Here is a 26,151-nt window from a genome sequence, read left to right on the forward strand (position 1 = left end):
CGCCACTGGCGACAGGCGGGATCCATGAGGCCGATCAGGCCTTTTTCGGTGCCGCGGCCGGGGCAGCCGCCTTGGCGTTCTGAATCGCCGGCTTCACCTGACCGTTCGACATGATCGAGCCGAGTACGTCGTTCGAGAAGGTCGACAGACGGCGAGCGATCGACTTGTTGCGGCTCTGGAGCCAGTTGAACGCAAGCACCGCAGGAACCGCCACGATCAGACCAATGGCGGTCATGATCAACGCTTCGCCGACCGGACCGGCAACGGTATCGATCGAGGCCTGGCCCGACGCGCCGATCTTCACCAGCGCGCGCAGAATACCGATAACGGTACCGAACAGGCCGACGAACGGTGCGGTCGAACCCACGGTCGCAAGGAAAGCGAGGCCGCTATTCAGCTTCGAGTTGATGTGGTTCTGCGACCGCTCGAGCGTACCGTGCATCCAGTCATGCGCTTCGACGGGATCGGTCAGCTTGTTATGCTCTTCATTGGCGCGCAGGCCGTCTTCGACGACCTGACGATAGGCGCTGTTCTTTTCCAGCTTTGCGGCACCATCGGCGAGCGTCGGCGCACGCCAGAAATTGGCATCGACGGCCTTGCCCTGGTTCATCACCTTGTTCTGTTCGAACAGCTTGGTGAACAGGATGTAAAGCGTGCCGACGAACATGATCAGCAGTACCAGGAAAGTGACCTGCGACACGACGCCGCCTTCGCACAATGCGGGTACGAGACCATAAGGGCTCGCGCCTTCTTCTTTGACGCACATCGCAGCGGGCATGAGGCTCAGCCCTGCATCGTGTGCCGGCGCCGCAGCAGCGGCATTTGCGATCAGATTAAACATATTGGATATTCCCTCTCAAGAAATTCGATTAAATTCGAAAACGGACGAGCCGCGCGCCAGAGTTCAGCGCGGGATCTGCCACCGGATACCATTGCTGTAGCTGCCCCCCGTGGGGTTGCCCGCACGATCCTTGCCCGGATTGAACCGGCCGCGGCGCGTGATGAGCTTGCACGTTTCGGCATCGAGGTCAGGGTGGCCGCTCGACGACGTCACGTCGCACGACGTGATGCGACCATCGGCGCCATAGGTGACGCGAAAACCGGTGGTGCCTTCACGCTCTTCGCGCATGGCGCGCGCCGGATAATCGTCGTTGGTCGCCCAACGACCCGGGTTACCGCGCGGCGTACCGGCAGCGCTGAGGTCAGGCGTCGGCGGCGCCGGCGGTGCCGGCGGCACGTACACGGGCGCGGGAGGACGCGGCGGCGCGACGGGCACCGACTGGATCGTGTTCGTCGATACCGGCGGCGGAATGGGCGACGGCGGCGTCACGACCGGCGGCGGCGGCGGCAGCTTGTTGTCCGGTGGCGGCGGCGGCGGCGGCTCTTCCGGTGGCGGCGGCTCTTCCACGTCCACCACGTCCAATTTTTCGGCGAGTTTCTTGACGATGCTAATATTCAAGCCGTTAACCAGGCCGTAGCCCAGAACTGCCGTAAGCAAACCAACCAAGACAATCGCCACTACCCTATTTTTAGGGTCGACATTATCACCATAAGCCATTCAGGGACGACGCTCCTTGCTAGATCATCCTGACACCAATTCCCTGCCGACGGGTTCGGTTGCCAAATGCCCGGATGATTTCCGATGCGTTCCACAGACCCGGCGGCGCTACGTTCGGCTTATTATGTTCTTGCCGGACGCTTCGACGCCCGTCCTATCGCGGTGGCGGCAAGTTCGCAAACCCTTTATCAGCGGTTAATGTGGCTTGCCCCATGACGGGGAGCAACTCGCTGCCACCGATGTCAACAATGATGGAAAGTCAATCGATCATGCATGCGTATCTGTCGGCGGCGATCGCCGGACTTTTGGCCTTGAGCCCCGGATTTTCTAGCGTTTCTGCGATGCAAACCCCGGCGACGGGAGCGGCGTCAAGCCCGTACAGCTATGCCGATATCGCCGATCTGGCGACCGCCGCGCCGATGGCGCTGCACGCGCGGATCCACAGCATCGTGGCGCTCAAACCCGCGCAGGCACCGGGCGTCGCGGCAGGGCATAGCCGATTCTATGTCGAGGTCGACGTGGTCAGCCTGATTCGCGGATCGGGGCCGCTGGCATCGCGCGTTTCCTATCTCGTTGACCTGCCGCTGGGTGCCAATGGCAAGCCGCAGAAGCTGAAAAAGAAGCAGCCGGTCCTGCTCTTTGCCCGCCCCGTCGCGGGCGCCGCAGCGGGCAGCAGCAGCACCGGCAGCGTCCGACTGGTCGCTCCCGATGCGCAATTGTTGTGGGACGCAGCGACCGAGGCGCGGTTGCGGGCGATCCTGACCGAAGTTGTCAAACCGGGCGCGCCGCCGGCGATCACCGGCATCGCCAACGGGTTTCACGTCCCCGGCACTTTGCCCGGCGAGGGCGAGACGCAATTGTTTCTGAACACCAGCACCGGCGAGCCGGTGTCGCTGACCATCTTGACCGCCACCGACGGCTCGCGGCGCTGGGCCGCCGCCTTCGGCGAGATCGTCGACGGATCAGCGGCGGTTCCCGCCCGCAATACGCTCGCCTGGTACCGACTCGCCTGCGGACTGCCGCGCCAGCTGCCGCTGAGCAAGCTGGCGGGAACCGCGCCCGAGGATCGCCGCAAGGCGGCGTCGGACTATGGCGTCGTGCTCGGCGCGCTCGGCGAATGTACGCGCACCCGCAAGCCGCCTGCCTAGAATGAGTAAACTTCCGCTTCGGTGTACCATAGGCGCATCGGGCTTGTTTCCATCGGCAAAGGCGATAGGGCGCTGACAATCGGCGGGCGGTCGCTCGCACTTTTGACGGAGTCCTGCATGCCGCCTCATCCTGCCCCGACCGCTCTCCGCCCGCCGCTGCGCGTGGCGCTCGCCGGAATCGGGGTTGTCGGCGGCGGCGTCGTCCGGCTGCTCGAGACCAACCGCGAGCTGATCGCGCGCCGCGCCGGGCGTGCGATCGAGATCGTCGCGGTGTCGGCGCGCGACCGGCACAAGGATCGCGGCATCGACCTGTCGCCCTATCGTTGGGAAGACGATATGGACGCGCTGGTCGCCGCGGCCGACGTCGATGTCGTCGTCGAGATGATCGGCGGCGCCGACGGATCGGCGCTGACGCTCGCGCGCCATACGCTGGGCGCGGGCAAGGCGCTGGTCACCGCGAACAAGGCGATGATCGCGCATCACGGGCTGGATCTCGCGCGCCTCGCCGAGGAAAAGGACACCCCGCTGAAATATGAAGCCGCGGTCGCGGGCGGCATCCCGGTGATCAAGGCGATCCGCGAGGGCGCGTCGGCGAACGAGATCGCACGCGTTTACGGCATCCTGAATGGCACATGCAATTATATCCTGACACAGATGGAGCGGAACGGCGCAAGTTTCGCCGATGCGCTCGCGGCGGCGCAGGCCGAGGGTTATGCCGAGGCCGACCCGAGTTTCGACGTCGACGGCATCGACGCTGCGCACAAGCTGTCGATCCTCGCCGCGCTGTGTTTCGGCACCCGGCTCGACATCGCGGCGGTGGCGGCCGACGGCATCCGCGGCCTGATCGCCGCCGACATTCGCGAGGCCGAGGCGCTGGGACATCGCGTTCGCCTGATCGGCATGGCCGAACGCAACGGCGCGGGTCTGTACCAGCATGTCCAGCCGTGCCTGGTCCCCGCGGACCATCCGCTCGCCTATGTCCCCGGGGCGCTCAACGCCGTGGTCGCCGAGGGCAATTTTGTCGGTCGGCTATTCTTTGAGGGCGCAGGCGCGGGCGCGGGACCGACGGCGTCGGCGATCGTCGCCGACATCATCGACATCGCGCGCGACGAATATGGCCCCGCCTTTGCGATGCCGGTCGATTCGCTCGACGCCGCGCCGGTCGCCGACGCCGGCGCGCGGGTCGGCAAACATTATGTCCGCCTGATCGTCGAGGACCGCATTGGCGTGCTCGCCGAAATCGCGACCGCGATGCGCGACGCGGGGGTGTCGATCGAAAGCTTTATCCAGCGCGGCACCGATGAAGAAGTCGGTGTGGTCATCGTGCTCGTCACCCATGAAGGGCCAGCGCGCGCGATCCATGCGGCGCTGACGATCCTGGCGGGGTCCGACCATGTCGTTGGGACGCCGATGCTCATGCCGATCCTGGCGCTGTAACGCGGCTTGAAATTGCTGCGCGCTTTGTTACCCCGGTGACGGGGAAGCAGGGGGCGTCATGGATATCGAGATAAGGAACGGGCTCGCCGAAGCGCGGGCGCTGGCGGTCGAACACTCGGGGGCGCTGACAGCTTATGTCGCGCTGGGCGTCGTGGTGCCGTACCTTTTGTTGTCGAGCGAGCCGATTTTTGACCTGCGCACCGTGATCGCCCTGATCGCCAGCCCCTATAGCTCGCATATCAGCGGGTCGATCGCCGGCCCCCTGTACCTGCTCGGCATCGTGGTGGTGATCGCCGCGGGGGCGATGCTCGCGGCGTGGAACGCGATCCTGCCCGAGATGCGCGAAGGCTATGTTTCCGAGATCATGTACGGAATGGTCGCGGGTGTCGCCTTTCTGATCGGCAACATCATCGTCTATTTCGGTCTCGGCCTGCTCGCCACCCTGCCCCTCTTTCTATTCGCGCAGAATATGCTGCTGGGCGGGGGCGGCCCGGCGTTTGCGATCGCCATCGAATCCTATCGCATCTTGCTGTCACTGTTGGCGACCTGGCTCGGCGCGCGGCTGTGCCTGACCGGGGCGATCATGGGCGCGAACGGCAAGCTCGAACCCTTTTCGGCCTTTGCCGAATCGTGGCGGCTGACCGGCGCGGCGCAATGGCGGTTGTTCGCCTTTTATTTTCTGTTTGGCCTGATCGTCGCCGCCGCGTTCGGCGGGCTGGTCCTGCTGCATGCGGCGGTGATCTGGGACAATGCCCAAGCCCCCGGATCGTGGCTGGAGACGGCCATGAGCTTTGGCTGGATACTGCTGTTCGCGCTCTATTTCCTCGGCCAGATCCTGATCCCCGCCGGACTTTATCGCGCCAGCGAACCGGAGACCACCGCCAGCGAGGTCTTCGCCTAATCCTCGGGTTCAGGTGGCGGCGGCTGGCCCGTCTCGGGATCGGTCGCGCGCTTCGCCATTTCATAAAGCGCATTATATTCGGGGCCGGGCGCATAACGACCGCCGATCGACACCCAATTATAGGGCAGCGTGTCGAGGCTCATCGCCTTCGCTTCGGCGCGCGGCAACTTGGGCGGCGCTTCGCGGCCTTCCTGCGCAATCGCGCGCAATTCGGGGGTCAGTCGGTGCCGTTCGGTATCGGTGCCGCACACGTTGATCGACCCGTCGTCGGCGGGTTTGCAGCGGCGGATCGGGTCGACCAGCTCCTTGGCATTGGCCGCCGCGGTTTCGGCATTGCGCGGCGGCGGCGGGGCGGGCGGACCCTGCACCTGCGCCTGTCCTGTCACAGCGATGACGCATGATAGCAGGGCAGCGGCTCCGAATCGGGCGAAGCGTCCTCGACAAGCAGTGCGACCGGCCATATGGCGCGCACCATGCCCGACCGGGGCGGCAAGGCAAGACCAAAGACGGAGATCAGCGGACATGACGACCAGCGGCAGCAACCTCGACCGGGTGCTCGTACTCGAAATGGTGCGCGTCACCGAAGCGGCGGCGATCGCCGCGGCCAAGCTGATCGGGCGCGGCGACGAAAAAGCTGCCGATGCCGCCGCGGTCGAAGCGATGCGCACCGCGTTCAACACGCTGTACATGGACGGCACCATCGTCATCGGCGAAGGCGAGCGCGACGAAGCGCCGATGCTGTATATCGGCGAAAAGGTCGGCAGCGCGCCGGGCAAGGGTCCGAAGATCGACATAGCGGTCGACCCGCTGGAAGGCACGACGATCACGGCCAAGGCTGGTCCCAATGCGCTCGCGGTGCTGGCGATCGCCGAAGAAGGCTGCCTGCTCAACGCCCCCGACGTCTATATGGACAAGCTGGCGGTCGGCCCGGGATATTCACCGAACATCGTCAATTTTGACAACAGTATCCGCCAGAATGTCGAGGCCGTTGCCAAGGAAAAGGGCTGCGGCGCCGCCGACGTCATGGTTTGCGTGCTCGACCGCCCGCGTCACGAAGCAATGATCGCCGAACTGCGCAGCCTGGGCTGCGGCGTCGCACTGATCCCCGACGGCGACGTCGCCGGCGTGATCGCAACGACCAACCCCGACACCAACGTCGACATCTATATGGGCAGCGGCGGCGCGCCCGAGGGCGTGCTGGCGGCCGCGGCGCTGCGCTGCGTCGGCGGTCAGTTCAAGGGCCGCCTGCTGTTCCGCAACGACGACGAGCGCAGGCGCGCCGCCAAATGGGGGGTCGAAGATCTCGACCGCGTTTACGACCTGGAAGACCTGGCCAAGGGCGACGTCATCTTTGCCGCCACCGGGGTCACCGACGGGTCGCTGCTGCGGGGCGTCAAGCATCGCCGCGATGGGGTGATGACCACCGAAACGGTGGTCATGCGCGCGTCGTCGGGCACGGTGCGCTGGGTGCGCGGCGAACATCGGACCGCTTAAGGCAGACGTCGCGCGCCGACTGAGGGTATCTTCGGGTTGATCAGAGTCAGCGTTACGGCTTCAAGCCGGCAACAAGGCTCCGCGCGACTGCCTCGGCGACCTTGATGCCATCGACCGCCGCCGAAAGGATGCCCCCGGCATAACCCGCGCCCTCGCCAGCGGGGAACAGTCCGGTGGTATTCAGGCTCTGAAAATCCTCGCCGCGGGTAAAGCGCACCGGCGACGACGTGCGGGTTTCGACCCCCGTCATCACCACATCGGGATGGTCGTATCCCTTGATCTGCCGCCCGAAGACCGGGATCGCCTCGCGCATCGCCTCGACCGCGAAGTCGGGCAGGCAGGCCGCAAGGTCGGTCGGGGTCACGCCGGGGCGGTACGACGGCACGACACTGCCCAGCGCGGTTGACGGACGCCCCGCGAGGAAATCGCCGACGCGCTGCGCGGGCGCCTTGTAGTTAGAACCGCCCGCGACAAAGGCGAGCGATTCCCAGTGCCGCTGCAAGGCGAGCCCCGCGAGCGGATCGCCGGGATAGTCGCGTTCGGGATCGATCGCGACGACGAATCCCGAATTGGCGTTGCGCTCGTTGCGCGAATATTGGCTCATGCCATTGGTCGCGACTCGCCCCTCTTCAGACGTCGCGGCGACGACGGTGCCGCCGGGACACATGCAAAAGCTGTAGACGGTGCGGCCATTCTTGCAGTGGTGCGAGATATGATATTCGGCGGCGCCGAGGATCGGGTTGCCCGCATCGGCGCCGAAGCGCGACGTGTCGATCCACGATTGCGGATGCTCGATCCGGACGCCGATCGAAAAGGGCTTCGCCTCGACATGCACCCCCGCCGCGTGGAGCATCGCAAAGGTGTCGCGCGCGCTGTGGCCCACCGCCAGCACGACGCGGTCGGCCTCAATATACTCACCATTGGAAAGGTGCAGCCCCTGGACGCGGCGCTCGCCCGCCCCATCGGTATCAATCTCGATCCCGTCGACCTTGTGCTGCCAGCGATATTCGCCGCCCAGCCCCTCGATCGTCTCGCGCAGGCTTTCGACCATCGTCACCAACCGGAAGGTGCCGATATGCGGGTGCGCCTCGGTCAATATCTCGGGCGGCGCGCCCGCCTTGACGAATTCGGTCAGCACCTTGCGATCAAGGTGCCGCGGGTCCTTGATCCGGCTGTAGAGCTTGCCGTCGGAAAAGGTGCCCGCGCCGCCCTCGCCGAACTGGACGTTCGATTCGGGGTGGAGCACCCCGCGCCGCCACAGATCCCATGTGTCCTTCGTGCGCTCGCGCACGACCTTGCCGCGGTCGAGGATGATCGGGCGGAACCCCATCTGCGCCAGGATCAGCCCGACAAACAGCCCGCACGGTCCCGCGCCGACGACCACCGGCCGCTTGACGCCCTTTGGCGCCTGCGTGATGAGTTTATAGCTGGTGTTCGGGGTCTGCTGGACATTGCGATCCTTGCGAAAGCGCGCGAGCACCCCGCCCTCGTCCTTCACATTGACGTCGACCGAATAGACGAGCTGGATATTGGTCTTGTCGCGCGCATCATGCGCGCGCCGTGCGACGACGTGGCGCACCAGTTCGCGTGGAGTGATGCGCAGCCGCTTGCAGATCGCGGCAGGCAGTTCCTCCTGCGCATGGTGCAGCGGCAATGTGAGTTCGGTCAGGCGAAGCATCGGGTGCCTGTAGCGGGCAATGGTCGCCGCGCCAACGGCGCGCGTTCGGTGCCAGATCATCCCATCCGACCATATTGGTTTAGCGAAATGCACCGGATGCTGGGTCGCGTTAACAGGCAATATTCTGTCGCCGTTGATGCTGAGCTTGTCGAAGCACCGTCCGTCTACTTGCGGCGCCCAACGAAGGGACAGCCCTTCGTTGGGCGGGGCGAACGGATTTGGGAAAAGCCTGTTTCAGAAAATCCCGGCTACAATTCCCTCGGCCAGCGCCGCACCGAGATCGCGCGCTTCGGTGAGGCGGGCAGCGGAAATCGTCTTGGGCGCGAGGATCGCTTCGGCGCTCTGTGCGGCGGTGTTCACGATCACGCCTTGCGCGACCCGTTTCAGCCGCCAGCCGGTCGCGATACGGTCGAGCTGGCGCTGAGCACCCTCACCGTCTGAACCGGCGCAGATAATCGTCGCATAGGGGCGGCCTTCCAGCCGGCCGAGGCAGGGGTAATAGCAGCGGTCGAACATCTCTTTCATCGCGCCCGAAAGCGCGGCCAGATTTTCGGGCGCGACGAAGAGATAGCCCGCCGCGGCCTGCAGCGCGTCGGGCGTGACGTCGGCTGCAGCGACAAGCTTCGCCGTCCCCGCCCCTTCGGCCGCAGCACGCGCAAGCGCTTCGCTGCCACCGGTGCGGCTGTGCCAGGCGATCAGCAGGGGCGGTGCGTCGGTCATGCGCCGATGCTTGCCAAGCACCGGCACGCGGCGCAAGCTGTCCCGAACTATGGGGGAGAGATGAAATGCGCCGACTGACTGCCCTGCTGCTTGCCAGCACCCTGTCCTTCGCCGCGGTGGCGCAAGACGCCGCGAGCACGGCGACGCGCACCGCGCAAGCCGAGATCGCGGGGCGCCTGCCGCTCAGCGACCCGCGAGACGAGGCCAATGTGATGCGCGGCAAGCTCGCCGAAATCCCCGGTGGGGTGATCCAGACCGCCGATGGCAAGATTGTGTGGGACCGGCGACCCTACGCGTTTCTGAGCAAGGCCGAAGCCCCCGACACGGTGAACCCGTCGCTGTGGCGGCAGGCGCGGCTGGACGCGGTGCACGGGCTGTTCGAGGTCGTGCCGGGTAAGATCTGGCAGGTCCGCGGTTACGATATTTCGGTGATGACGATCATTCGCGGCAAGAGCGGATGGATCTTAGTCGATCCGCTCTTGTCCGAGGAAGCGGCGGCGGCGAGCTGGAAATTGTTCGCCGATACTATCGAGGCCAAAGCAGGCAAGCTGCCGATCAAGGCGGTGATATTTTCGCACAGCCACAGCGATCATTTCGGCGGGGTCGGCGGCATCGTGACCCCCGAACAGGTCAAGGCGCAGAAGATCCGCATCATCGCGCCGCATGGTTTTTCGGAAGAAGCGACGTCGGAGAATGTGCTCGCTGGCGGGGCGATGGGGCGGCGCGCGCTCTATATGTTCGGTGCGATCCTGCCGCCGGGAGTGACGGGGCAGGTTGACACCGGTCTGGGGCCCAAGCTGTCGTCGGGGACCGTCGGCTATATGGAGCCGACCGAGATCGTGAGCGAAAAGGGCGGGACGCTGATGATCGACGGGCTGGCGTTCGACTTCCTCGACGCGGGCAGCACCGAGGCGCCGTCGGAGTTCGTCTTCTACATTGCGGCCTACAAGGCTTTGCACACGACCGAGGTCGTCACGCACACGCTGCACAATGTGCTGACGCTGCGCGGGGCGCAGGTGCGCGATGCGCTGCACTGGTCGAAGGTGATCGACGCGATGCTGCTGAAATGGGGCGGCACGGCGGAGGTCGCGATGGCGTCGCACCATTGGCCGACATGGGGCGCGGGCGAGGTGTCGTCGCTGCTGGCGAACCAGCGCGATGCCTATCGCTATGTCCACGACCGCACGCTGTTCCTGGCGAACCGCGGTGCGACGCTGCACGAGCTCGCCGACCAGACGCCCGAGGCGCCAGTTCAGGGCCGCGATTTTTCGACGCGCGGTTATTATGGCACGTTGAACCACGACATGAAGGCGGTGTATCAGCGTTATTTCGGCTGGTGGGACGGCAATCCGGCGAATTTCAACCCGCTGCCGCCCGAACAATCGGCGCCCAAATATGTCGCGCTGGCGGGCGGGGCGGACAAGTTGCTGGCGGCGGGCAAGGCGGCGATCGCAGCGGGCGATTATCGCTGGGCGGCCGAGCTTTTGAACAAGCTGGTGTTTGCCGAGCCGGGCAATCAGGCGGCGCGCGCGGCGCTGGCCTCGGCGTACGACCAGATGGGCTATCAGGCCGAGTCGGGGGCGTGGCGGAACTATTATCTGGCCGCTGCGGCGAGCCTGCGCGGCAATGCCGTCGAGGCGTCGATGGGGAACGGACAGAGCCGCAGCTTCGTCAGCGCGATCCCGACCGCGGTGTTTTTCGACGCGCTCGCGACGCGCTTCGACGCCGCGAAGGGGAGCGCGGTCAAGGGGATTTTCCAGTTCGTGCTGCCCGACAGCAAGGAGACGGTGGCGGTGGTCGTCGGCGGCGGGGTCGAATTCCCGCGCTATGGCGTCACCGAAGCCGCGCCGACCGCGACGGTGACGATCGATCGCAAGATTCTCGACGAGGCGATGATGGGGCGGGCGCAGTTTCCGGCGCTGATCCAGTCGGGGGCGATCAGGATCGACGGCGACCGAATGGCGTTCCTGTCGTGGTTCGCGCTTCACCCGCCCGCCGACCCGCGCTTCAATGTGGTTGTGCCTTGAGGGCCCGAACGACTAACGGAGGAATATGACCGACACGCCCGCGCGCCCGACCGATCCCTTCGACCCCGAAGCGCTTAACGCCGCCGAAGGGCTCGACCCGATCGATCCCGCCTACGCGCAGGTGCTGCGCGTTGCGACGGCGCTCAACCTGATCCCGCTGGCGATCGGAGCGAGTGTGTTCGATTACCTGCTGATTCGCCATGTCGAAGGGCCTTATGGGCTGATCACCGCGGCGGCATGGCTGATCGCGACGGTCGTGATCATAAGCTTTCCGTCGCGGCGCGTGTCGCGCTGGGGGTACAAGATCGGCGAAGGGCAGCTGCGCGTCGCGCGCGGTTGGCTGTTTCGTACCGACACGATCGTCCCGTTCGTGCGTGTCCAGCATATCGACGTCGGGCAAGGGCCGGTCGAGCGCTGGTTCGGGTTGTCGCACCTGATTGTTCACACGTCGGGGACGCATAACAGCACGGTGACGCTGCCCGGACTGCCCGCTGACCTCGCCGCCGCGATGCGCGAGACGATCCGGCGGCATATCCAGACCGATTTCGCATGAGCGACGATGCCGCGATTCCCGCCATTGAGGGGGAGCCAGATTGGCAGCGGCTGCATCCCGCGACGCTGGCGCTCGCCATCGTCAAGCTGGGACCGCGCAGCCTGAATTTCCTGCCCGCGGTCGCGGCGCTCGGCTTTACGGGCAACTGGGTCTATATCGTCCCCGCGATCCTTGCCTTCCTGCTCTTTTCGCTCGTCGCCGCCTGGCTGCACTGGTTGCGCTTTCGTTTTCTGGTCGGCGACGACGAGATCGTCATCGAAAGCGGGGTGTTGTCGCGCCAGCATCGCACGATCCCGTTCGACCGCATCCAGGACGTCAGCATCGAACAGGGGCTGGTGTCGCGCGCGCTGGGGATCGCCAAGGTCGGGTTCGAAACCGGCGCCGGCGGCAAGGAGAATGACGCAGACCTCGACGCCATCGCGCTCGACAGCGCGCAGGCGCTACGCACGACGATCCGCGCGCATCGCAGCGGCGAGGCGGCGCCGGTCGCGGCCGATCCGTCCGACACGGCGCCCGTCACCGCGGACCGCCTGCTCTTTGCGATGACGCCGCGGCAGTTGCTGACCGCAGGATTGTTCAACTTTTCGCTTGCCGCGCTCGCGGTCGTCGGCGCCGGTATGCAGTTTTTCGACGGGCTGCTGCCGTTCAAATTCAACGTCTTCAACCCGATGGACTGGGTCGATGTCGCCGAAGATTATGGACTCGACCAATGGCTACTGGCGCATCGCTGGATTGCGGGGGTCGGCGCGGCGCTATCGCTGCTGCTGATCGGTTTCGCGAGCGGCGTCGCGACGATGTTTTTCGCCAATTGGGATTTCCGCCTGACCCGCGAGCCGCGCACGCTGCGCCGCACTCGCGGCCTGACGACGCGCACCGATGTCGCGGTGCCGGTGAAGCGCGTGCAGGCGGCGATCCTCGTCACCGGTTGGTTTCGGCAGCGCTTCGGCTGGCACGAACTGCGCCTGCAGAGCCTGGCGAGCGACGGCGGAAAGGAACGCGACCATCAGGTCGTCCCCTTCGCAAAGCTGGCCGCGATCGACCCCGTGCTGGCCGAGGTCGTGATCCGGCGCCCCGATGCCGGCCAATCGTGGCAGCACAGCCACCGCATCGTCGCATTGGGGCCGATCATCGGCGCTGGGTGCGCGCTGATCGGCGGCGGCGTTGCGCTGTATCTTGGTAATGACGTCGGCTGGCTCGCGCTTGTCGCGGCGCCCCTGATTGCGCTGATCGCCTTCTGGGCGGCCCGATATCATCGCTGGGCCGATCTTGACGAGCAGATCGCGATCCGCCGGGGTTGGTGGAAACCCAAGATGACGCTGCTGCCGCATGCGTCGGTGCAGAGCGTCGACCTCAAAAGCGATTTCATCCTCCGCCCGCTCGGTCTCGCGACGCTGGTCTTCGGGGTTCCCGGGGGCAGTTCGCTCGCGGCCCACGAGATCCCCGCGATCCCCATCGCGACCGCACGCGATCTGCGCGACCGCATTCTGACCGCGCGAGCGCGCGCATGAGCGACGCCGCGCTCGGTATCGCCCGCTCGATCCTCGGCCAGCCCTGGCATTGGCGGCGCGCCAGCGCCGACATGACCGCCGAAAATCTGGCCCCTGACGATCTGGTCACCCAATTGCTGCTCGCGCGCGGGGTGACGCGGGGCGATCTCGACCGACAGCGCACCCCGACCCTGCGCGGCTTCATGCCCGACCCGTCGCTGTTTCGCGACATGGAGGCCGCCGCGGCGCGGCTCGCCGATGCGGTCGAGGGCGGTGAGGCGGTGACGATCTTTGGCGATTATGACGTCGACGGCGCCACCTCGGCCGCCCTGCTCGTGCGGCTGCTGCGCGGGCTCGGGCTGCCCGCCGGCGCCTATATTCCCGACCGCTTGATGGAGGGTTATGGCCCCTCGGGCGCGGCGCTGGTCAAGATCGGCGAGGCCGGGTCGAAGCTGATCGTCACCGTCGATTGCGGCGCGCAGGCGTTTGAAGCGATCGCCGAGGCCAATGCGGCGGGGGTCGAGGTGATCGTCGTCGATCATCACCAATGCGCGACGACGCTGCCCGCGGCCTTTGCGCTGGTGAACCCCAACCGGCTCGACGAAGCGCCCGACGCCGCGATCCACGGCAATCTCGCCGCGGTCGGCGTCGCCTTCCTGCTCGGCGCGGCGCTGCTCCGCACATTGCGCACGCGCGGCTTTTTCGCGACGCGCGACGAGCCCGCGCTGATCGACCTGCTCGACCTTGTCGCGCTCGGTACCGTCGCCGACGTTGCGCGGCTGACCGGGTTCAACCGCGCGCTGGTGACGCAGGGACTGAAGGTGATGGCGCGGCGCGGCAACACTGGTCTCGCGGCGCTGATGGATGCCGCGCGGCTGACCAAGCCGCCGACCGCGAGCGACATGGGCTTTGCGCTCGGCCCCAGGATCAACGCCGGCGGGCGCGTCGGCAAATCCGACCTCGGTGTTCGCTTGCTGACGACATCGGACCCGCAGGAAGCCGCCGACATCTCGCAGGAACTCAACCGGCTCAACGAGGAACGCCGCGCGATTGAGGCGGTCGTTCTCGACGAAGCGATGACCGCGAGCACCGCCTGCGGCAATGCGCCGGTCGCGATTGTCGCCGGACAGGGTTGGCACCCCGGGGTGATCGGCATCGTCGCCGGGCGGCTGAAAGAGCGCCTGCACCGCCCCGCAATCGTCATCGCAGTGGATGAGGCGGGCATCGGCAAGGGGTCGGGCCGCTCGATCAGCGGCGTCGATCTGGGCGCCGCGATCCTTGCGGCAAAGGAAAGCGGTCTCCTCGTCGCCGGCGGCGGCCATGCGATGGCGGCCGGGCTGACCGTGGAAGCTGGCAAGGTCGATGCGCTCGGCGCCTTCCTCAACGACCGCCTCGCCGCCGACGTCGAACGCGCGAGCGGCGACAAGGCATTGTTGATCGACGCGGTGCTGGCGCCGCGCGGAATTTCGCCGCTCTGGTGCGACGCAATCGAGAGCGCCGGACCCTATGGCGCCGGCTGGCCCGCGCCGCGCGTCGCGACGGGGCCGGTACGGATCGTCGAAGCGGGGATCGTCGGCACCGACCATGTCCGGCTGATCGTGGCGGGCGACGATGGCGGGCGGTTCAAGGCGATCGCCTTTCGCAGCGCCGAAACCGAGCTCGGTCAGACGCTGCTCCACGCCCGCGGGGCACGCAAATTATGGCTCGCGGGGCGCGCCAAACGCGACGACTGGGGCAGCCGCCCCGCGGCCGAACTCCACCTTGAGGACGCGGCCTGGGCCGATTGACCGCATGCCGCGCAATATTTTTGCGCGAGCGCAGCGCCAGCGCGCTTGACCGTATGGATATGCGAGTCTAATGCGCCGCTTCACCGAATGACGGCCCCTTCGTCTAGCGGTCTAGGACGTCGCCCTCTCACGGCGAAAACACGGGTTCGATTCCCGTAGGGGTCACCAAATCGCCTGAGAGGCGCAGAAGCCTCGGTTTTCTTTTCCATAATGATTGGGGTCGGTCCACCAAGTGCGTACACAAGGGACGAACCATCATGAAACCGAAGGGCCTCTGGCGCGATACTCGCAGCGGTATCGACTATCTTTGTCGTCGCATCCCGCGGCCTTGCAAAGCGTTTCGCTTGCAGCGAGTTCTAGAAGGTTAGCCTCGGCACCTCCGATCCGCGTAAGGTGATCTGTCCCCTTCTGAGTGGTCCAAGATTGATGATATTTTGGGTAGCAAAGGAGAGATTGAATGCCGAGCTAGAAGCCTCGCCAGCTTCCTTTCCCCGGGCTTCAGGTTGACGCGCTGAAACCCAGCCAGCCGTTGCTGCCCTCCCATGGGGCTTGCCGTCATAAGAGCTGCGCAATCGTTGCCCCTTGGCGCCCGCCAGTGTCGCGGACAGTGAAGCTGGCGGTAAGGTCCTTGATCGCACTGAGAATAGCTCAGCCTGCCGGTCATATGTGAACGGCGCTGTCGAATAATCCGAGAAACTCCCATTGGAGCGACCCGCGCTCGTCGCGTCCTCACCGCTGCCTTGCCGCTATATAGCTAATGACCTGCTCCTCGAGAATGTCGAGCGGCAGCGCGCCTTCGCTCAGCACCGCTTCGTGAAAATCGCGAATATCGAAGCGCGGGCCAAGCTCACGCTCGGCACGCTTTCGCAGTTCGGCGATCTTGAGTTGGCCGACCATGTAGCTCGTCGCCTGACCCGGCCAGTTGAAATAGCGATCAACCTCGCGCGCGATATCGGTGTCCGACACCGAGCTGTTCGCCTTGAAGTAAGCGATCGCCTGTTCGCGCGTCCAGCGCTTCGAATGGATGCCCGTGTCGAGCACCAGACGGATCGCGCGCCAAACCTGCAGCGAGAGCATGCCGAAGCGGTCATATGGGGTCTTGTAGACCCCCATCTCGTTCGCGAGCCGCTCCGAATAGAGACCCCATCCCTCCATATAGGCGCCATAGCCGCCGAACTTGCGGAACTTGGGAATGCCGGCCAGTTCCTGCTGACGCGCGATCTGGAAATGGTGGCCCGGCGCGCCTTCGTGCGCGGCGATCGCGGCGACCTGCACCTTTGCGTCTGGTTCATGTCGATTAGGTTCACATAATAGATGCCGGGGCGGGACCCGTCCGCCGAAGGCGGATTGTAGAACGCAGTCGACGCGGTTCCTTCGCGCCATTTTTCGACCGCACGCACGTCAAGCGCTGCCTGGGGCAGCACCCGAAAATAACGTGGCGCAGCGGCCATCGCCGACGCGATCACCGCGCGTGCATCGGCGAGATAGGTTTCGCGGCCGGCCTCGGTGTTCGGATATTTGAATTGCGGATCGGTACGGATATGATCGAAGAATTGTTCGAGCGTGCCCGTAAAACCGACCTCGCGCTTGATCGCCTCCATCTCCTGCCGGATCGCCGCAACCTGCGCGAGCCCGAGGTTGTGGATCTGATCGGCGGTGAGGCTGGTGGTGGTCGAACTCTTTAGCCGGTCGGCGTAATAGGCCACGCCATCGGGGAGGCTCCACGCTCCGAAATTGCCTTTTGATTGCGGCTCGATTTCGTCGATCGCGGCGATCAGCGCGCGATAGCCCTGCCGGAACGGCCCGGTGAGCGCAGCGCTCGCATCTGCCAAAAGCTTTGTCTTGGCGGCCGCGGGTGCATCGAGCGCACCCACTTTTTTACGGAAGTCGGCCATCAGCGTCGAATCGGCGGCGCTGTCGAACGGCGCGCCCGCAATGACTTTAAGCGCGTCGGCGCGCGCCGGCGCGAAATTGACCTTGTTGGGAATGATCCCCGCCGCCGCCTGATCGCGCATCGTTGCCGCAACTTCGCGCATGACGCGGTCGGTGTCGCGCAGGCGGGCGATATAGGCCTCTGCATCGGCCACATTGTCGATCTTGTGATTGTTGATCAGAAGCACCGGGATCGCACCCGCGGGGCTGCCATTGGTCGAGACCGGGAAACGCAGCTTGCGGAAACGCGACGATGCGCGGCCGCGTTCGACTTCATATTCGAACAGGCGGTAGCTGACGCGCGCGCTTCCGCCGAGCAGTTGGGGCTTGAACCGAGCGCGCATGTCCTTGAGCTGACGCTCGGCCAACTCCTGCTCGCGCACCGACGCGGCGTCGGTGTAGTCGTCGAGTTTCTCGTAATTGGTCTTGAGCCCGAGTTGGGTCTGCGACTCGGGGCTCAGGCCAAGTCGCTCTTCGAAAGCCCGATCGAGAAACTGAAGCAGCGCCAGATCCTGTGCCACAGCTTGCGGGGCGGCCTGTGCAAAGGCGGGCGCGGTAATGGGAGCGAAGGGCAGGACGGGGAGCAGCACAAGGGCGACAGCAAAGCGCATTACATTCTCCTATCGAATGATGGGGCTTGTTGCCCGACGCCTCGCCTAAAGCAATGATGTTTCATAGGCATGCCCTTCGCGTCCACAGGACTTCCGCAGGACTTCTTGAGGCGGATTTGAACGTCAAAGGACGGATTTGGAAGCCGTAGGCCGGCTTGAACCCGCCTCAGCTCCTGAGCGGCAATCGAACGCGGCATTGGGAAAAGTTCACGCGCCCGTCCCTTGTTGATCAAGATCAAAGTATCTCGGACGCCGATCGATAATATAAAAGTGCAGGCGGCGGTGATCGCGCCTGTGCCGCGGTCAGATGCGACCCATTGCTGCGGGTTTAGATCACCTCCCCCCCGACTGCCCTGTCAGCGCAAGCTGGCGGGGCGTTTTGTTTCAGGAATCGCTCGGCTGCGCTACCGGCCGAAACCGTCTCGCCAACAGCAGACGCTCAAGCCTATTCGGCGGCAATTTCATCGCTTTGTTCGGCTATAACCGCGCGCTCATCGTCGTAGAGGAACTCAGCACCCCTGAGATCGATATCCGGGAATGCATCCTTTTCGGCCCAATAATCCTGATTATGGCGCCATTCGGGCCGGTCACCGCGGCGCGGCATGGCATCGATGCCGCGCATCAAATAGCCCGGATTGAAGTTTTCGGACTCGATCCAGGGCAGGATCGCCATGTCCTTGTCCTCCGGCCTTAGCGCAACTTCGACCTTTTTCGCCCCGATATCGTCCATATGGTTCAACAGGTTACAGACAAAATCGCCCATCATGTCGACGCGCAGCGTCCAGCTGGCGCGAAAGTAACCCATGACCCACACAAGATTGGGGACACCAGTCATCATCATGCCGCGGTAGGTGACGGTCCTTGCCCAGTCGATCGGGGCGCCGTCGACTTCGAAGGGGATTCCGCCCATGACCGAGAGGTTAAAGCCCGTGGCGGCGACGATGAGATCGGCCTCGATCACCTCCCCGCTGGCCGTACGGACGCCATGTTCGGTGAATCGGTCAATCGTGTCGGTTACCACGGTCAACTTGCCCTGCGTGGCAGCGCGAAAGATGTCGCCTTCGGGACAGAATGCGAGCCGCTGCTGCCACGGGCGATATTTTGGCGTAAAGTGCGGCTCGAACTGAAAGTCGGGATCGCCCGAAAAAGCCCGGATCAATGCCTTTAGTTCCTCGAAAACCGCGTCGGGTTCGGCGATGCAGCGGCGCGTCATCAGATCCTGGTCGTGCATGATCTGTGCCCGCACGACGCGGTGGATCGTCGGTTCGTCGATGCCGACCTCGCGGAGCCGGTCGGCAAGGTCATTCTTGTTTTCCGAACAATAGAAGTAGGTCGGCGAGCGCTGGAGAAGCGTTACGTGCGCCGCTTGTTCCGCAAAGGCGGGAACGACGGTCGCCGCAGTCGCGCCCGAACCGATGACGAGGATGCGCTTGCCCGCAAAATCGGTCGCGGGATCCCACAATTGCGCGTGGACGAACTGACCCTGATAATCCGACAACCCCGGCCAGTCCGGAATGTACGGCTTTTCATGGTCGTAATAGCCTTGGCACATCCACAGGAAATTGGCGGTGAAGGTGACGACCTGACCGTCTGGCTTGCGGACCGCCTCGACGGTCCAGCAATTGTCGATGCTCGACCAACGACACCCGATGATACGGTGTCCATAACGGATATGCGGGGCGATGCCATTCTCCTCGATCACCTCCCCCATATATCGGAGAATTTCAGCGGCACTGGCAATCGGCGCGCCGACCCATGGTTTGAAGCGATAGCCGAAGGTGTAGAGATCCGAGTCCGATCGGACACCGGGATATTTATGCGTCTCCCAAGTGCCGCCAAACGTCTCCTTCATTTCAAGGATCGCGTAGCTCTTGGCCGGACATTGCTGCTGGAGGTGAAAAGCCGAGCCGATCCCCGAAATTCCGGCGCCCACGATGAGCACATCAACATGCGTGCGCTTTGCGCCGCCGGTCGCGGTGGCCGGTCGAACTGCAGGTGTCGTGGTAGCCATATCGCCTCCGCCTTTTGCCCCTGCAAAAAGGGAAGCACTATTCGCGGCTACGAGCATTGATTTCGATCAATGAGCCAAGGGCCGAATCGGTCAAATCCTGCAGCGACGCCGAATGGTTTCAATCGTCGGTTTATCAGGTCCCGACCCAGCGTGTTGCCCGATCTGCGCGGCACAGTTCATCGTCGAACAGGCGCGCGCTGTACCGGTCAATCCCTTCCGTTTCGGTGCATGATCGCGGCGCCGCGCGGCCACCGTTGCTGTATCCTGCCAATGAGGACCGTGAACGGTGTACAGCCCTTAAGTGGGTCCCCACGGGCATGCCGTTCATTGGCGACGGGTCAACCCCACCTGACCCCGCGCAACCGACAGGATTGGCAGAGGCTTTTCCTTCCTCTGCTGGTTCTATTCGGTTCCAGTCACGATCCGCCGTTGTTCCGCGCGGCCCATCGCGAGCAGGACCGGATCGACCGCCTGCCGTGCGGCAAAGTCGGCCTTGCTGGCAATCCCCTGCCAGCCGACGCCGATCAGCGACTGCGCGATCGCGCCGCCCAGCGTGTCGCCAGGGCCGGGCAGGATGACGACGTCGGGGGCATATTCCTTGACCGCGACCTGCACCGAGCACGCGAAGTCATAGGGTGCGAGGATCTGGTGGCCGAAGCTGTAATCCCAGATGGCCGCAGGGTCGCTGGCGAAGCGGCGCCAGATATGGCCGCGGCCATCCACCATCGGAATCGCCGGGGCGCCGAACAGCGCGGGAGGCAATTCGGCTTTTGCCTTGTCCGAGCTGCCGACCATCAGCGGGGTGTGGAACGGGCCGTGGCCGGCGAGGCGGAGCGGATCGCGTCCAGGGGTCGGCGGCGCCTCGGCGAGCAGCGCGGCGAGGCCTGCCTCATTGCCCGCGAACACGATCATCCCGGCAAGGTCGATCGACAGCGCGAGGGCGTGGTCGGGGCGCGCGGCGATGGCGGGGGCGAGCCTTAGCAGCGTCTCGCGAAGGCTGGGAACGGGGCGCCAATCCTCGTCGACGACCTGCAGCAATATCTGTCCGCCGGGACCGTGGGCCTGGCTGTTGAGGCCCATCGCATTGCTGATACGGAAACCGTCCTCGACCGACACCGCCCCGCCCAATGCCAGCGCGCTGTACCAGCCCATCGAATTGCCCGCGACCGCTACGATGTCATATCGCTCGCGGTCGATGCTGAGGAAATCAAGCGCGGTTGCCGAGTAGATCAGCGGCGCCGCGACATCGCCGCGCATGTGCGTTGCGACGCTGAAGCGGTCGGCGCCGTCGAGCTCGGTCACCGTCGGCTGGCCGCGGTCGCGGCGCTGGGCGTCGAAACTGGCGATCAGCTCGGCGAAGCGCGTGCCGTGGATCCGGGCGATGCTGCCGAGCTCGCCCTTGCCATAGGTGCCGCGGCCGGGGGCGACGACGAGTGCGGTCTTGCGCGCGCTCATGCGAGCAGCTCCTTCGCAGCAGCGTAGATCGAATCGCGGCTTGGCAGGGTCAGCGTCGCCGCGCGGCCCAATGGGATGAAGCTGTCGTCGGCGGCAATGCGCGCGATTTTCTTGCCCGGGGTGTGCTCGACAAACAGCGCCATCAGTGCTTCGCTCTGCGATCCGGTGATGCGGCATTCGTCGACGATCAGGATGCGCTGGGCATCGCCGACGGCCGCGACGAGCTTTTCTTCGTCGACCGGACCGAGCCAGCGCAGGTCGATCACGCGCGCCTTGACGCCGTCGGCAGCAAGCAGCCTTTCAGCCTGGCGCGACAGGTAATAGCCATTGCCATAGGTGACGATCGCAAGGTCGGTGCCGTCGCCATGAACGCCGACGTCACCGAAACGGATCGGTGCGCCGTTACCGGGCGCTTCATAGACGCTGGTCCACAGACCATCGCCGTCTTCGTGAAGGTCGCGCGTCATGTAGAGCGCGATCGGTTCGACAAAGACGACGACGCGCTGCTCCTCGCGCGCCAGCCGGACGCATTCGCGCAGCATTGCGACGGCGTCGCGCCCGTTCGACGGCACCGCAAGGATCACCCCCGGGATGTCGCGGAATACCGCGAGGCTATTGTCGTTGTGGAAATGGCCGCCGAAACCTTTTTGGTATCCGAGCCCCGCGATGCGCAGCACCATCGGGTTGGTATATTGCCCGTCCGAGAAGAAGCTCAAGGTCGCCGCCTCGCCGCGGATCTGGTCCTCGGCATTGTGGACATAGGCAAGAAACTGGATTTCTGGCATCGGCAGGAAGCCGTTGTGCGCCATGCCGATCGCGAGGCCGAGGATCGCCTGTTCGTCGAGGAGGGTGTTGACGACACGCGCCGACCCGAAACGCTGGTGGAGCTTCGCGGTGACATTATAGACGCCGCCCTTCGGCCCGACATCCTCGCCAGCAACGACAATCTCCTGGTGCGCGAGCATCAGGTCGGCGAGCGCCCAGCTCAAGAGCCGCGCCATATGCTGCGGCTTGTCCATCGCGCCCGCGTCGCTGCCGAACATGGCCTTGCGGTCCTCAGCCGACGGGGTGTTGGCGCGGGCGACGTCGCGTTTGGGCGGGACGATGCTCTGCATCACATGCGCAGACGTGGTGATCTTGGGGCGCAGGATGGCCGCTTCGGCCTGCCGCGCCAGCGTGGTGCCGATGTCGTCATAGGCATCGGCGATTTCAGCAGGGGTCATCCAGCCCTGCTGCGCCATCAGCGCCGCGCCGGCGAGCAGCGGGTCGCGCGCCTCGTCGGCCTCGATCAGCGCCTTGGGCAGATAGGCGCCCTGCACGTCGGACCCGGCGTGACCATAGAGCCGGACCGTTGCCATGTGGAGGAACACCGGCTTGCGATACCGCCGCGCATAGTCGGCGGCTTCGCACGCGCCGGCATAGGCCGACACAAGATCGCTGCCGTCGCACCGGATATAGTGCAGCCCGGCGCGGTGGCGGAACTGCGCCTCGATCCAGCCGGTCGGGGTACGCGTCGAAATGCCGATGCCATTGTCTTCACACAGAAAGATGAGCGGCATCGGCGAGCCCTGAAACGCCGCCCAGCCCGCCGTGTTGAACGCGCCCTGCGCGGTCGAATGGTTCGCCGAGGCATCGCCGAAACTGGTCAGCACGATGGCATCGTCGGGGAGCGGCAACCCGGCCATGCCGAGGCGGCGCGCGATGCCGATCGAAAAGGCCGCGCCGACCGCTTTCGGCAGATGCGAGGCGATCGTCGAGGTTTGCGGCGGAATATTGAGCGGCCTCGATCCAATGACCTTGTGCCTGCCTCCCGAAATCGGGTCTTCACTTGACGCCGCAAAGCTCAGCAGCATGTCCCATGTCGGCGTCTGCCCCGGGACCTGCCGCGCACGGTGGAGCTGGAACGCGTTCGAGCGATAATGGAGGAACGCCATGTCGGTGACGCGCAGCGCCGCGGCGACCGCGGCGTTGCCCTCGTGCCCCGACGATCCGATCGTATAGAAGCCCTCACCGCGCGCCTGCAGATGGCGCGACAGCCGGTCCATCTGGCGGCTGGTCAGCTGCGACAGGAAAATATCGGTGGCATCGGCGCGCGATAGGCCTGCCGTCGTCGGATCGGGCGCGTCGGCGCGGCCCGGCAAGCGGCCGGCCGCCAGCGCGGCGAGGAATTTTTCATGTACTGCCTGCGCCGCGTCCACCGACAACCTCCCGTTCGGCCCCGCCTGTTCTGGCAGCTGGTTACGCGCGCAACCATCGGACCCATGCGCCAGCGCGCTATAACGGGGCAGTCCGGTACGCAAGCATCTCTTGCCTTGGCGCGCCGCCTCGCGCTACGCCTTGACGCGATGACGATGCAGGGCGGAACAGTCTTTTGGGCATGATGTCGCTGTGGATCGCCCAGGCGTCAGCGGCCGCCGCCGCGCCTAGCGCTGGCGGCGGCTGGCTGATCGATCCAGAACTTGTCGATCCCGCCTTTAGCCAGACGATCGCAGGCGGCGAAATCCAGACAGTTTTCCCGCCGCCACCGCCGCCACCGCCGCCGACGCCCGAATGGCTCAGATCGCTGTTCGACATGATCAGCAGCTTTTTCCAATGGAGCGCGCCCGCCGCCAGGCCGTTGCTATGGATCGGCGTCGCGCTGCTCACGCTGTTCCTGCTCTATCATTTTGTCCCTGCCTTTGCTCGCTGGGTGGACAATCTGCCGTTCTGGCGCAAAACGCGCGAAGACGATGGCGCCGATGAGATCGGTCTGGCCGAAGCCGGTGCGGCGCGCGCGCTGCTGAGCGAAGCCGATGCGCTCGCGGCCGAGGGCCGCTTTGCCGAGGCGGTCCACCTGCTGCTCTATCGCAGTGTCGCGGATATTGAAGGTCGCCGTCCCGGACTGGTCAAGCCTGCGTTGACCTCGCGCGACCTCGCCGAGGCACGCGACTTGCCGGGGGTCGCGCGCGATGCTTTCAGCCGCATCGCCCGCGCGGTCGAGATCAGCCTGTTCGGCGGGCGGTCGCTTGATGCGGGCGCCTGGCAACAATGCCGCAGCGCCTATGCCGAGCTTACGGTGCCGAAGAATTGGGCGCGCGCATGAGTGAGCGGGCGAGCAGCGACGGCGGTTTCAACCCGCGACTGATCGCGGGTGTCGTGGTGATCGGGGTGGTCGCGTTCATTGCGCTGTGGGCCTTGATCGCACTCGGCCCGCAGCTGAGCAGCGGCAACGACGGCGGCGGCCATGCGCTGTCGAAGGCGGCGCCGGGCTATGCCGGGATCGTCGATCTGCTCGAACGCAGCGACGCCGCAGTTGACCTCCGCCGCCGCGAAGAAGCGCCCGCGCTCGCAGATCCCGAACTTTTGTTCCTGACCCCCGGCCATACGACCAAAGCCGATGATCTCGCTCGCCTGATCAGCGAACAGCGCGGCGGGGCCGTGCTAATCATATTGCCGAAATGGCGGACCGGACGCCACCCGTCGAAAGCGGGCTGGGCGGGAGACGGCTTCGCCTCTGCACCGTCGCCCAAGATGCTGCCGCCCGCCGCCGGGACCATCGACAAGATCGGCAGCGAGCCCAACGCGCGCGGCGCGCAGGCCAAGGGTTATGTTGGCGGCTATCCGATTGCGCTGACGCTGCCGAACCTGCGCACGCAGGTGGTCAACGCCCCCGATCTGGAAACGCTGATCGCCTTTCCGCACGGCGGCGCAGTGCTGGCGAAGCAGCCCGATGCGCCGATTTATATCCTGTCCGATCCCGACTTCGTCAACAATCTGGCGTTTTCAAGCCGCGATCGCGCCCGCGCGGCGGCGATGCTGGTCGATGCGGTGGCCGAAGATGCCGGGGCGTATAGCGTCGCTTTCGACGTGACGCTGAATGGTTTTGGCAGCCAGCGCTCGCTGCTGCGCTTCGCCTTTGTGCCGCCGTTTATCGGTATCACCTTGTGCCTGATCGCCGCCGGGCTGCTCGCGCTGTGGCAGGCGTGGATGCGCTTCGGTCCGGCACTGAAACCAGCGCGCGCGATTGCGGTGTCGAAGGCGGCGCTGATCGCCAACAGCGCCGACCTGATCAAGCAGGCGCGGCGCGAGCTCGACGGTGCCGAGGCCTATGTCCGCAGCCAGCGCAGCGCCATTGCGCGGCGGCTGCACGCCCCGACCGGGCTTGACGACGGCGCGACCGACCGCTGGATCGACAAGCATCTGCACGGTGGCGGCGAGCTGTTTTCGGCGCTCGCGCGGCGGCTGCCGCTCGCGCGCAACACCCATGAGTTTTTGGCAGACGCGCAGGCGCTGCACGACATCAGGAAGGATTTACTGCGTGACAGCTAACCCCATCGAAAGCGTCCAGGCGCTCGGCGCCGCGATCGAGGCCGAAGTCGCCAAGGTCGTGTTCGGGCAGGGGCCACTTACCCGTATGGTGACGATCGCACTGCTCGCGGGCGGCCATGTGCTGCTCGAAGGCCCGCCGGGGACCGCCAAGACGCTGCTCGCGCAGGCCTTTGCGCGCGCCACCGGCCTCGCTTTCGGGCGCATCCAGTTCACTCCCGACCTGATGCCCGGCGACATTTTAGGGTCGAACCTGTTCAACTTCCAGACGTCGAGCTTCACCCTGACCAAGGGACCGATCTTTACCGAGCTGCTGCTCGCCGACGAAATCAACCGCACCCCGCCCAAGACGCAAGCGGCGCTGCTCGAAGCAATGCAGGAACGCCGCGTGACGATCAATGGCGAGGCGCATGTCATGAGCCCACGCTTCACCGTGCTCGCGACGCAGAATCCGATCGAACAGCAGGGCGTCTATCCACTGCCCGAAGCGCAGCTCGACCGCTTCCTGTTCAAGCTGGTGGTCGATTATCCCGCCGCCGATGAGGAGCGGCGGATCGTCGCCGACCATGGCGGGCGCTTCAAGAGCCCCGCGGTTGGCGATTTCGGTGTGACCGAGGTCGCGAATGCCACGACGATCGACGCGGCGATTGACACGATCGCCACGGTCCGCCTCGCCGAAGAGATCGTCGATTACATCGTCCGCCTCGTCCGCGCGACGCGCGAGAGCGCCGACCTGGAGTGCGGAGCCAGCCCACGCGCCGCGACGCTGCTGGCGCGCGCCGCCTGCGCTGCGGCGGCGCTCGACGGGCGCGATTATGTAATTCCCGACGATATCCAGCGCCTCGCGTCGGGCGTGCTGCGCCACCGCGTCATCCTTTCGGCGGCGGCCGAGATCGAGGGGCGCAGCGTCGAACAGGTCGTCGCCGCGCTGCTCGACCGCGAGGAAGTGCCGCGGTGATCGAGGACGGCTATCGTTCCCATGACCTCGTCATTGCGAGTGCAGCGAAGCAATCCAGGACGGCTTGCTACGCTCTGGAGGGCTTCGCT

At 65.4% G+C, this 26,151-nt stretch carries 19 protein-coding genes, 1 tRNA gene and 1 pseudogene; 12 read left to right on the plus strand and 9 right to left on the minus strand.

Features of this window, described 5'->3' with window-relative positions:
- Nucleotides 1-34 precede the first annotated feature (34 nt).
- Both IPF76_RS04075 and IPF76_RS04080 read right to left on the minus strand, forming a co-directional pair.
- Entirely contained in the window at nucleotides 35-841 is an 807-nt protein-coding gene (locus IPF76_RS04075; protein ID WP_293840014.1) for a MotA/TolQ/ExbB proton channel family protein, read from the minus strand.
- Nucleotides 842-904: 63 nt separating this feature from the next.
- Nucleotides 905-1,558, minus strand: coding sequence for an energy transducer TonB (locus tag IPF76_RS04080; protein ID WP_293840017.1), 654 nt, complete (start codon nucleotides 1,556-1,558; stop codon nucleotides 905-907).
- A gap of 248 nt (nucleotides 1,559-1,806) precedes the next feature.
- On the opposite strand from IPF76_RS04080, the gene IPF76_RS04085 reads away from it, so the two are divergent.
- The 3 genes from IPF76_RS04085 (at nucleotide 1,807) to IPF76_RS04095 (ending at nucleotide 5,044) form a co-directional block, all read left to right on the plus strand.
- Nucleotides 1,807-2,706, plus strand: coding sequence for a hypothetical protein (locus IPF76_RS04085; RefSeq protein WP_293840020.1), 900 nt, complete (start codon nucleotides 1,807-1,809; stop codon nucleotides 2,704-2,706).
- A 117-nt stretch (nucleotides 2,707-2,823) separates the two neighbouring features.
- On the plus strand, nucleotides 2,824-4,143 hold the full coding sequence (locus IPF76_RS04090) for a homoserine dehydrogenase (RefSeq protein ID WP_293840023.1): 1,320 nt from the start codon (nucleotides 2,824-2,826) through the stop codon (nucleotides 4,141-4,143).
- 58 nt (nucleotides 4,144-4,201) lie between these two features.
- Nucleotides 4,202-5,044, plus strand: coding sequence for a hypothetical protein (locus IPF76_RS04095; protein ID WP_293840026.1), 843 nt, complete (start codon nucleotides 4,202-4,204; stop codon nucleotides 5,042-5,044).
- Here IPF76_RS04095 and IPF76_RS04100 read toward each other — a convergent pair.
- Nucleotides 5,041-5,412, minus strand: coding sequence for a hypothetical protein (locus IPF76_RS04100; RefSeq protein ID WP_293840029.1), 372 nt, complete (start codon nucleotides 5,410-5,412; stop codon nucleotides 5,041-5,043). The two genes, IPF76_RS04095 and IPF76_RS04100, sit on opposite strands and share 4 nt — an antisense overlap.
- 154 nt (nucleotides 5,413-5,566) lie before the next feature.
- On the opposite strand from IPF76_RS04100, the gene glpX reads away from it, so the two are divergent.
- Nucleotides 5,567-6,538 (plus strand): class II fructose-bisphosphatase, encoded by a 972-nt coding sequence (gene glpX, locus IPF76_RS04105; RefSeq protein ID WP_293840031.1) that lies wholly within the window; start codon nucleotides 5,567-5,569, stop codon nucleotides 6,536-6,538.
- Nucleotides 6,539-6,590: 52 nt separating this feature from the next.
- Here glpX and IPF76_RS04110 read toward each other — a convergent pair whose 3' ends face one another.
- Both IPF76_RS04110 and IPF76_RS04115 read right to left on the minus strand, forming a co-directional pair.
- Nucleotides 6,591-8,216 (minus strand): NAD(P)/FAD-dependent oxidoreductase, encoded by a 1,626-nt coding sequence (locus IPF76_RS04110; RefSeq protein ID WP_293841916.1) that lies wholly within the window; start codon nucleotides 8,214-8,216, stop codon nucleotides 6,591-6,593.
- A 234-nt stretch (nucleotides 8,217-8,450) separates the two neighbouring features.
- A complete protein-coding gene (locus IPF76_RS04115; RefSeq protein ID WP_293840034.1) occupies nucleotides 8,451-8,936 on the minus strand; it encodes an NAD(P)H-dependent oxidoreductase in 486 nt (161 codons plus the stop codon).
- Between the two features lie 65 nt (nucleotides 8,937-9,001).
- On the opposite strand from IPF76_RS04115, the gene IPF76_RS04120 reads away from it, so the two are divergent.
- The 5 genes from IPF76_RS04120 to IPF76_RS04140 all read left to right on the plus strand — a co-directional run bounded on the left by IPF76_RS04120 (nucleotide 9,002) and on the right by IPF76_RS04140 (nucleotide 14,958).
- Nucleotides 9,002-10,963, plus strand: coding sequence for an alkyl sulfatase dimerization domain-containing protein (locus IPF76_RS04120; RefSeq protein WP_293840037.1), 1,962 nt, complete (start codon nucleotides 9,002-9,004; stop codon nucleotides 10,961-10,963).
- Nucleotides 10,964-10,988: 25 nt separating this feature from the next.
- Nucleotides 10,989-11,516 (plus strand): PH domain-containing protein, encoded by a 528-nt coding sequence (locus IPF76_RS04125; RefSeq protein ID WP_293840040.1) that lies wholly within the window; start codon nucleotides 10,989-10,991, stop codon nucleotides 11,514-11,516.
- Nucleotides 11,513-13,024, plus strand: coding sequence for a PH domain-containing protein (locus tag IPF76_RS04130; RefSeq protein WP_293840043.1), 1,512 nt, complete (start codon nucleotides 11,513-11,515; stop codon nucleotides 13,022-13,024). The genes IPF76_RS04125 and IPF76_RS04130 overlap by 4 nt, the downstream gene beginning before the upstream one ends.
- A complete protein-coding gene (gene recJ, locus IPF76_RS04135) occupies nucleotides 13,021-14,790 on the plus strand; it encodes a single-stranded-DNA-specific exonuclease RecJ (RefSeq protein WP_293840045.1) in 1,770 nt (589 codons plus the stop codon). Before IPF76_RS04130 ends, recJ begins: the two co-directional genes overlap by 4 nt.
- A 92-nt stretch (nucleotides 14,791-14,882) precedes the next feature.
- A tRNA-Glu gene (locus IPF76_RS04140) sits at nucleotides 14,883-14,958 on the plus strand.
- 561 nt (nucleotides 14,959-15,519) lie between these two features.
- Here IPF76_RS04140 and IPF76_RS04150 read toward each other — a convergent pair.
- The 4 genes and pseudogenes from IPF76_RS04150 to IPF76_RS04165 form a co-directional block, all read right to left on the minus strand.
- A pseudogene (locus IPF76_RS04150) lies at nucleotides 15,520-17,333 on the minus strand (DUF885 domain-containing protein).
- 445 nt (nucleotides 17,334-17,778) lie between these two features.
- Nucleotides 17,779-19,344, minus strand: a complete 1,566-nt coding sequence (locus tag IPF76_RS04155) for an NAD(P)/FAD-dependent oxidoreductase (protein WP_293840050.1) — start codon at nucleotides 19,342-19,344, stop codon at nucleotides 17,779-17,781.
- Between the two features lie 402 nt (nucleotides 19,345-19,746).
- Entirely contained in the window at nucleotides 19,747-20,799 is a 1,053-nt protein-coding gene (locus IPF76_RS04160; RefSeq protein WP_293840054.1) for an ACP S-malonyltransferase, read from the minus strand.
- The gene (locus IPF76_RS04165) at nucleotides 20,796-23,099 is read right to left on the minus strand and encodes an alpha-ketoacid dehydrogenase subunit alpha/beta (protein ID WP_293840056.1); all 2,304 of its coding nucleotides are present in this window, start codon (nucleotides 23,097-23,099) and stop codon (nucleotides 20,796-20,798) included. The genes IPF76_RS04160 and IPF76_RS04165 overlap by 4 nt, the downstream gene beginning before the upstream one ends.
- Nucleotides 23,100-23,176: 77 nt before the next feature.
- On the opposite strand from IPF76_RS04165, the gene IPF76_RS04170 reads away from it, so the two are divergent.
- Genes IPF76_RS04170 through IPF76_RS04180 form a run of 3 tightly spaced genes read left to right on the plus strand, consistent with a single transcriptional unit; the run spans nucleotide 23,177 to nucleotide 26,062 of the window.
- Nucleotides 23,177-23,881 carry a DUF4129 domain-containing protein gene (locus tag IPF76_RS04170; protein ID WP_293840057.1) on the plus strand — a complete coding sequence of 235 codons (705 nt, stop codon included), beginning with the start codon at nucleotides 23,177-23,179 and terminating at the stop codon, nucleotides 23,879-23,881.
- Complete coding sequence (locus IPF76_RS04175) at nucleotides 23,878-25,107, plus strand: DUF4350 domain-containing protein (RefSeq protein ID WP_293840059.1); 1,230 nt, start codon at nucleotides 23,878-23,880, stop codon at nucleotides 25,105-25,107. The genes IPF76_RS04170 and IPF76_RS04175 overlap by 4 nt, the downstream gene beginning before the upstream one ends.
- Nucleotides 25,097-26,062, plus strand: coding sequence for a MoxR family ATPase (locus IPF76_RS04180; RefSeq protein ID WP_293840061.1), 966 nt, complete (start codon nucleotides 25,097-25,099; stop codon nucleotides 26,060-26,062). Before IPF76_RS04175 ends, IPF76_RS04180 begins: the two co-directional genes overlap by 11 nt.
- The last annotated feature ends 89 nt before the right edge of the window (nucleotides 26,063-26,151 follow it).

This window comes from Sphingopyxis sp. (assembly GCF_016704835.1).
In the GTDB taxonomy this organism is placed as follows: domain Bacteria; phylum Pseudomonadota; class Alphaproteobacteria; order Sphingomonadales; family Sphingomonadaceae; genus Sphingopyxis.

Excerpts from the sequence above, each read along its gene's own strand:
- IPF76_RS04075 (WP_293840014.1), bottom strand. The coding sequence starts at position 841 with ATGTTTAATCTGATCGCAAATGCCGCTGCTGCGGCGCCGGCACACGAT.
- IPF76_RS04080 (WP_293840017.1), bottom strand. The coding sequence starts at position 1,558 with ATGGCTTATGGTGATAATGTCGACCCTAAAAATAGGGTAGTGGCGATT.
- IPF76_RS04085 (WP_293840020.1), top strand. The coding sequence starts at position 1,807 with ATGATGGAAAGTCAATCGATCATGCATGCGTATCTGTCGGCGGCGATC.
- IPF76_RS04090 (WP_293840023.1), top strand. The coding sequence starts at position 2,824 with ATGCCGCCTCATCCTGCCCCGACCGCTCTCCGCCCGCCGCTGCGCGTG.
- IPF76_RS04095 (WP_293840026.1), top strand. The coding sequence starts at position 4,202 with ATGGATATCGAGATAAGGAACGGGCTCGCCGAAGCGCGGGCGCTGGCG.
- glpX (WP_293840031.1), top strand. The coding sequence starts at position 5,567 with ATGACGACCAGCGGCAGCAACCTCGACCGGGTGCTCGTACTCGAAATG.
- IPF76_RS04110 (WP_293841916.1), bottom strand. The coding sequence starts at position 8,216 with ATGCTTCGCCTGACCGAACTCACATTGCCGCTGCACCATGCGCAGGAG.
- IPF76_RS04115 (WP_293840034.1), bottom strand. The coding sequence starts at position 8,936 with ATGACCGACGCACCGCCCCTGCTGATCGCCTGGCACAGCCGCACCGGT.
- IPF76_RS04120 (WP_293840037.1), top strand. The coding sequence starts at position 9,002 with ATGCGCCGACTGACTGCCCTGCTGCTTGCCAGCACCCTGTCCTTCGCC.
- IPF76_RS04125 (WP_293840040.1), top strand. The coding sequence starts at position 10,989 with ATGACCGACACGCCCGCGCGCCCGACCGATCCCTTCGACCCCGAAGCG.
- IPF76_RS04130 (WP_293840043.1), top strand. The coding sequence starts at position 11,513 with ATGAGCGACGATGCCGCGATTCCCGCCATTGAGGGGGAGCCAGATTGG.
- recJ (WP_293840045.1), top strand. The coding sequence starts at position 13,021 with ATGAGCGACGCCGCGCTCGGTATCGCCCGCTCGATCCTCGGCCAGCCC.
- IPF76_RS04155 (WP_293840050.1), bottom strand. The coding sequence starts at position 19,344 with ATGGCTACCACGACACCTGCAGTTCGACCGGCCACCGCGACCGGCGGC.
- IPF76_RS04160 (WP_293840054.1), bottom strand. The coding sequence starts at position 20,799 with ATGAGCGCGCGCAAGACCGCACTCGTCGTCGCCCCCGGCCGCGGCACC.
- IPF76_RS04170 (WP_293840057.1), top strand. The coding sequence starts at position 23,177 with ATGATGTCGCTGTGGATCGCCCAGGCGTCAGCGGCCGCCGCCGCGCCT.
- IPF76_RS04175 (WP_293840059.1), top strand. The coding sequence starts at position 23,878 with ATGAGTGAGCGGGCGAGCAGCGACGGCGGTTTCAACCCGCGACTGATC.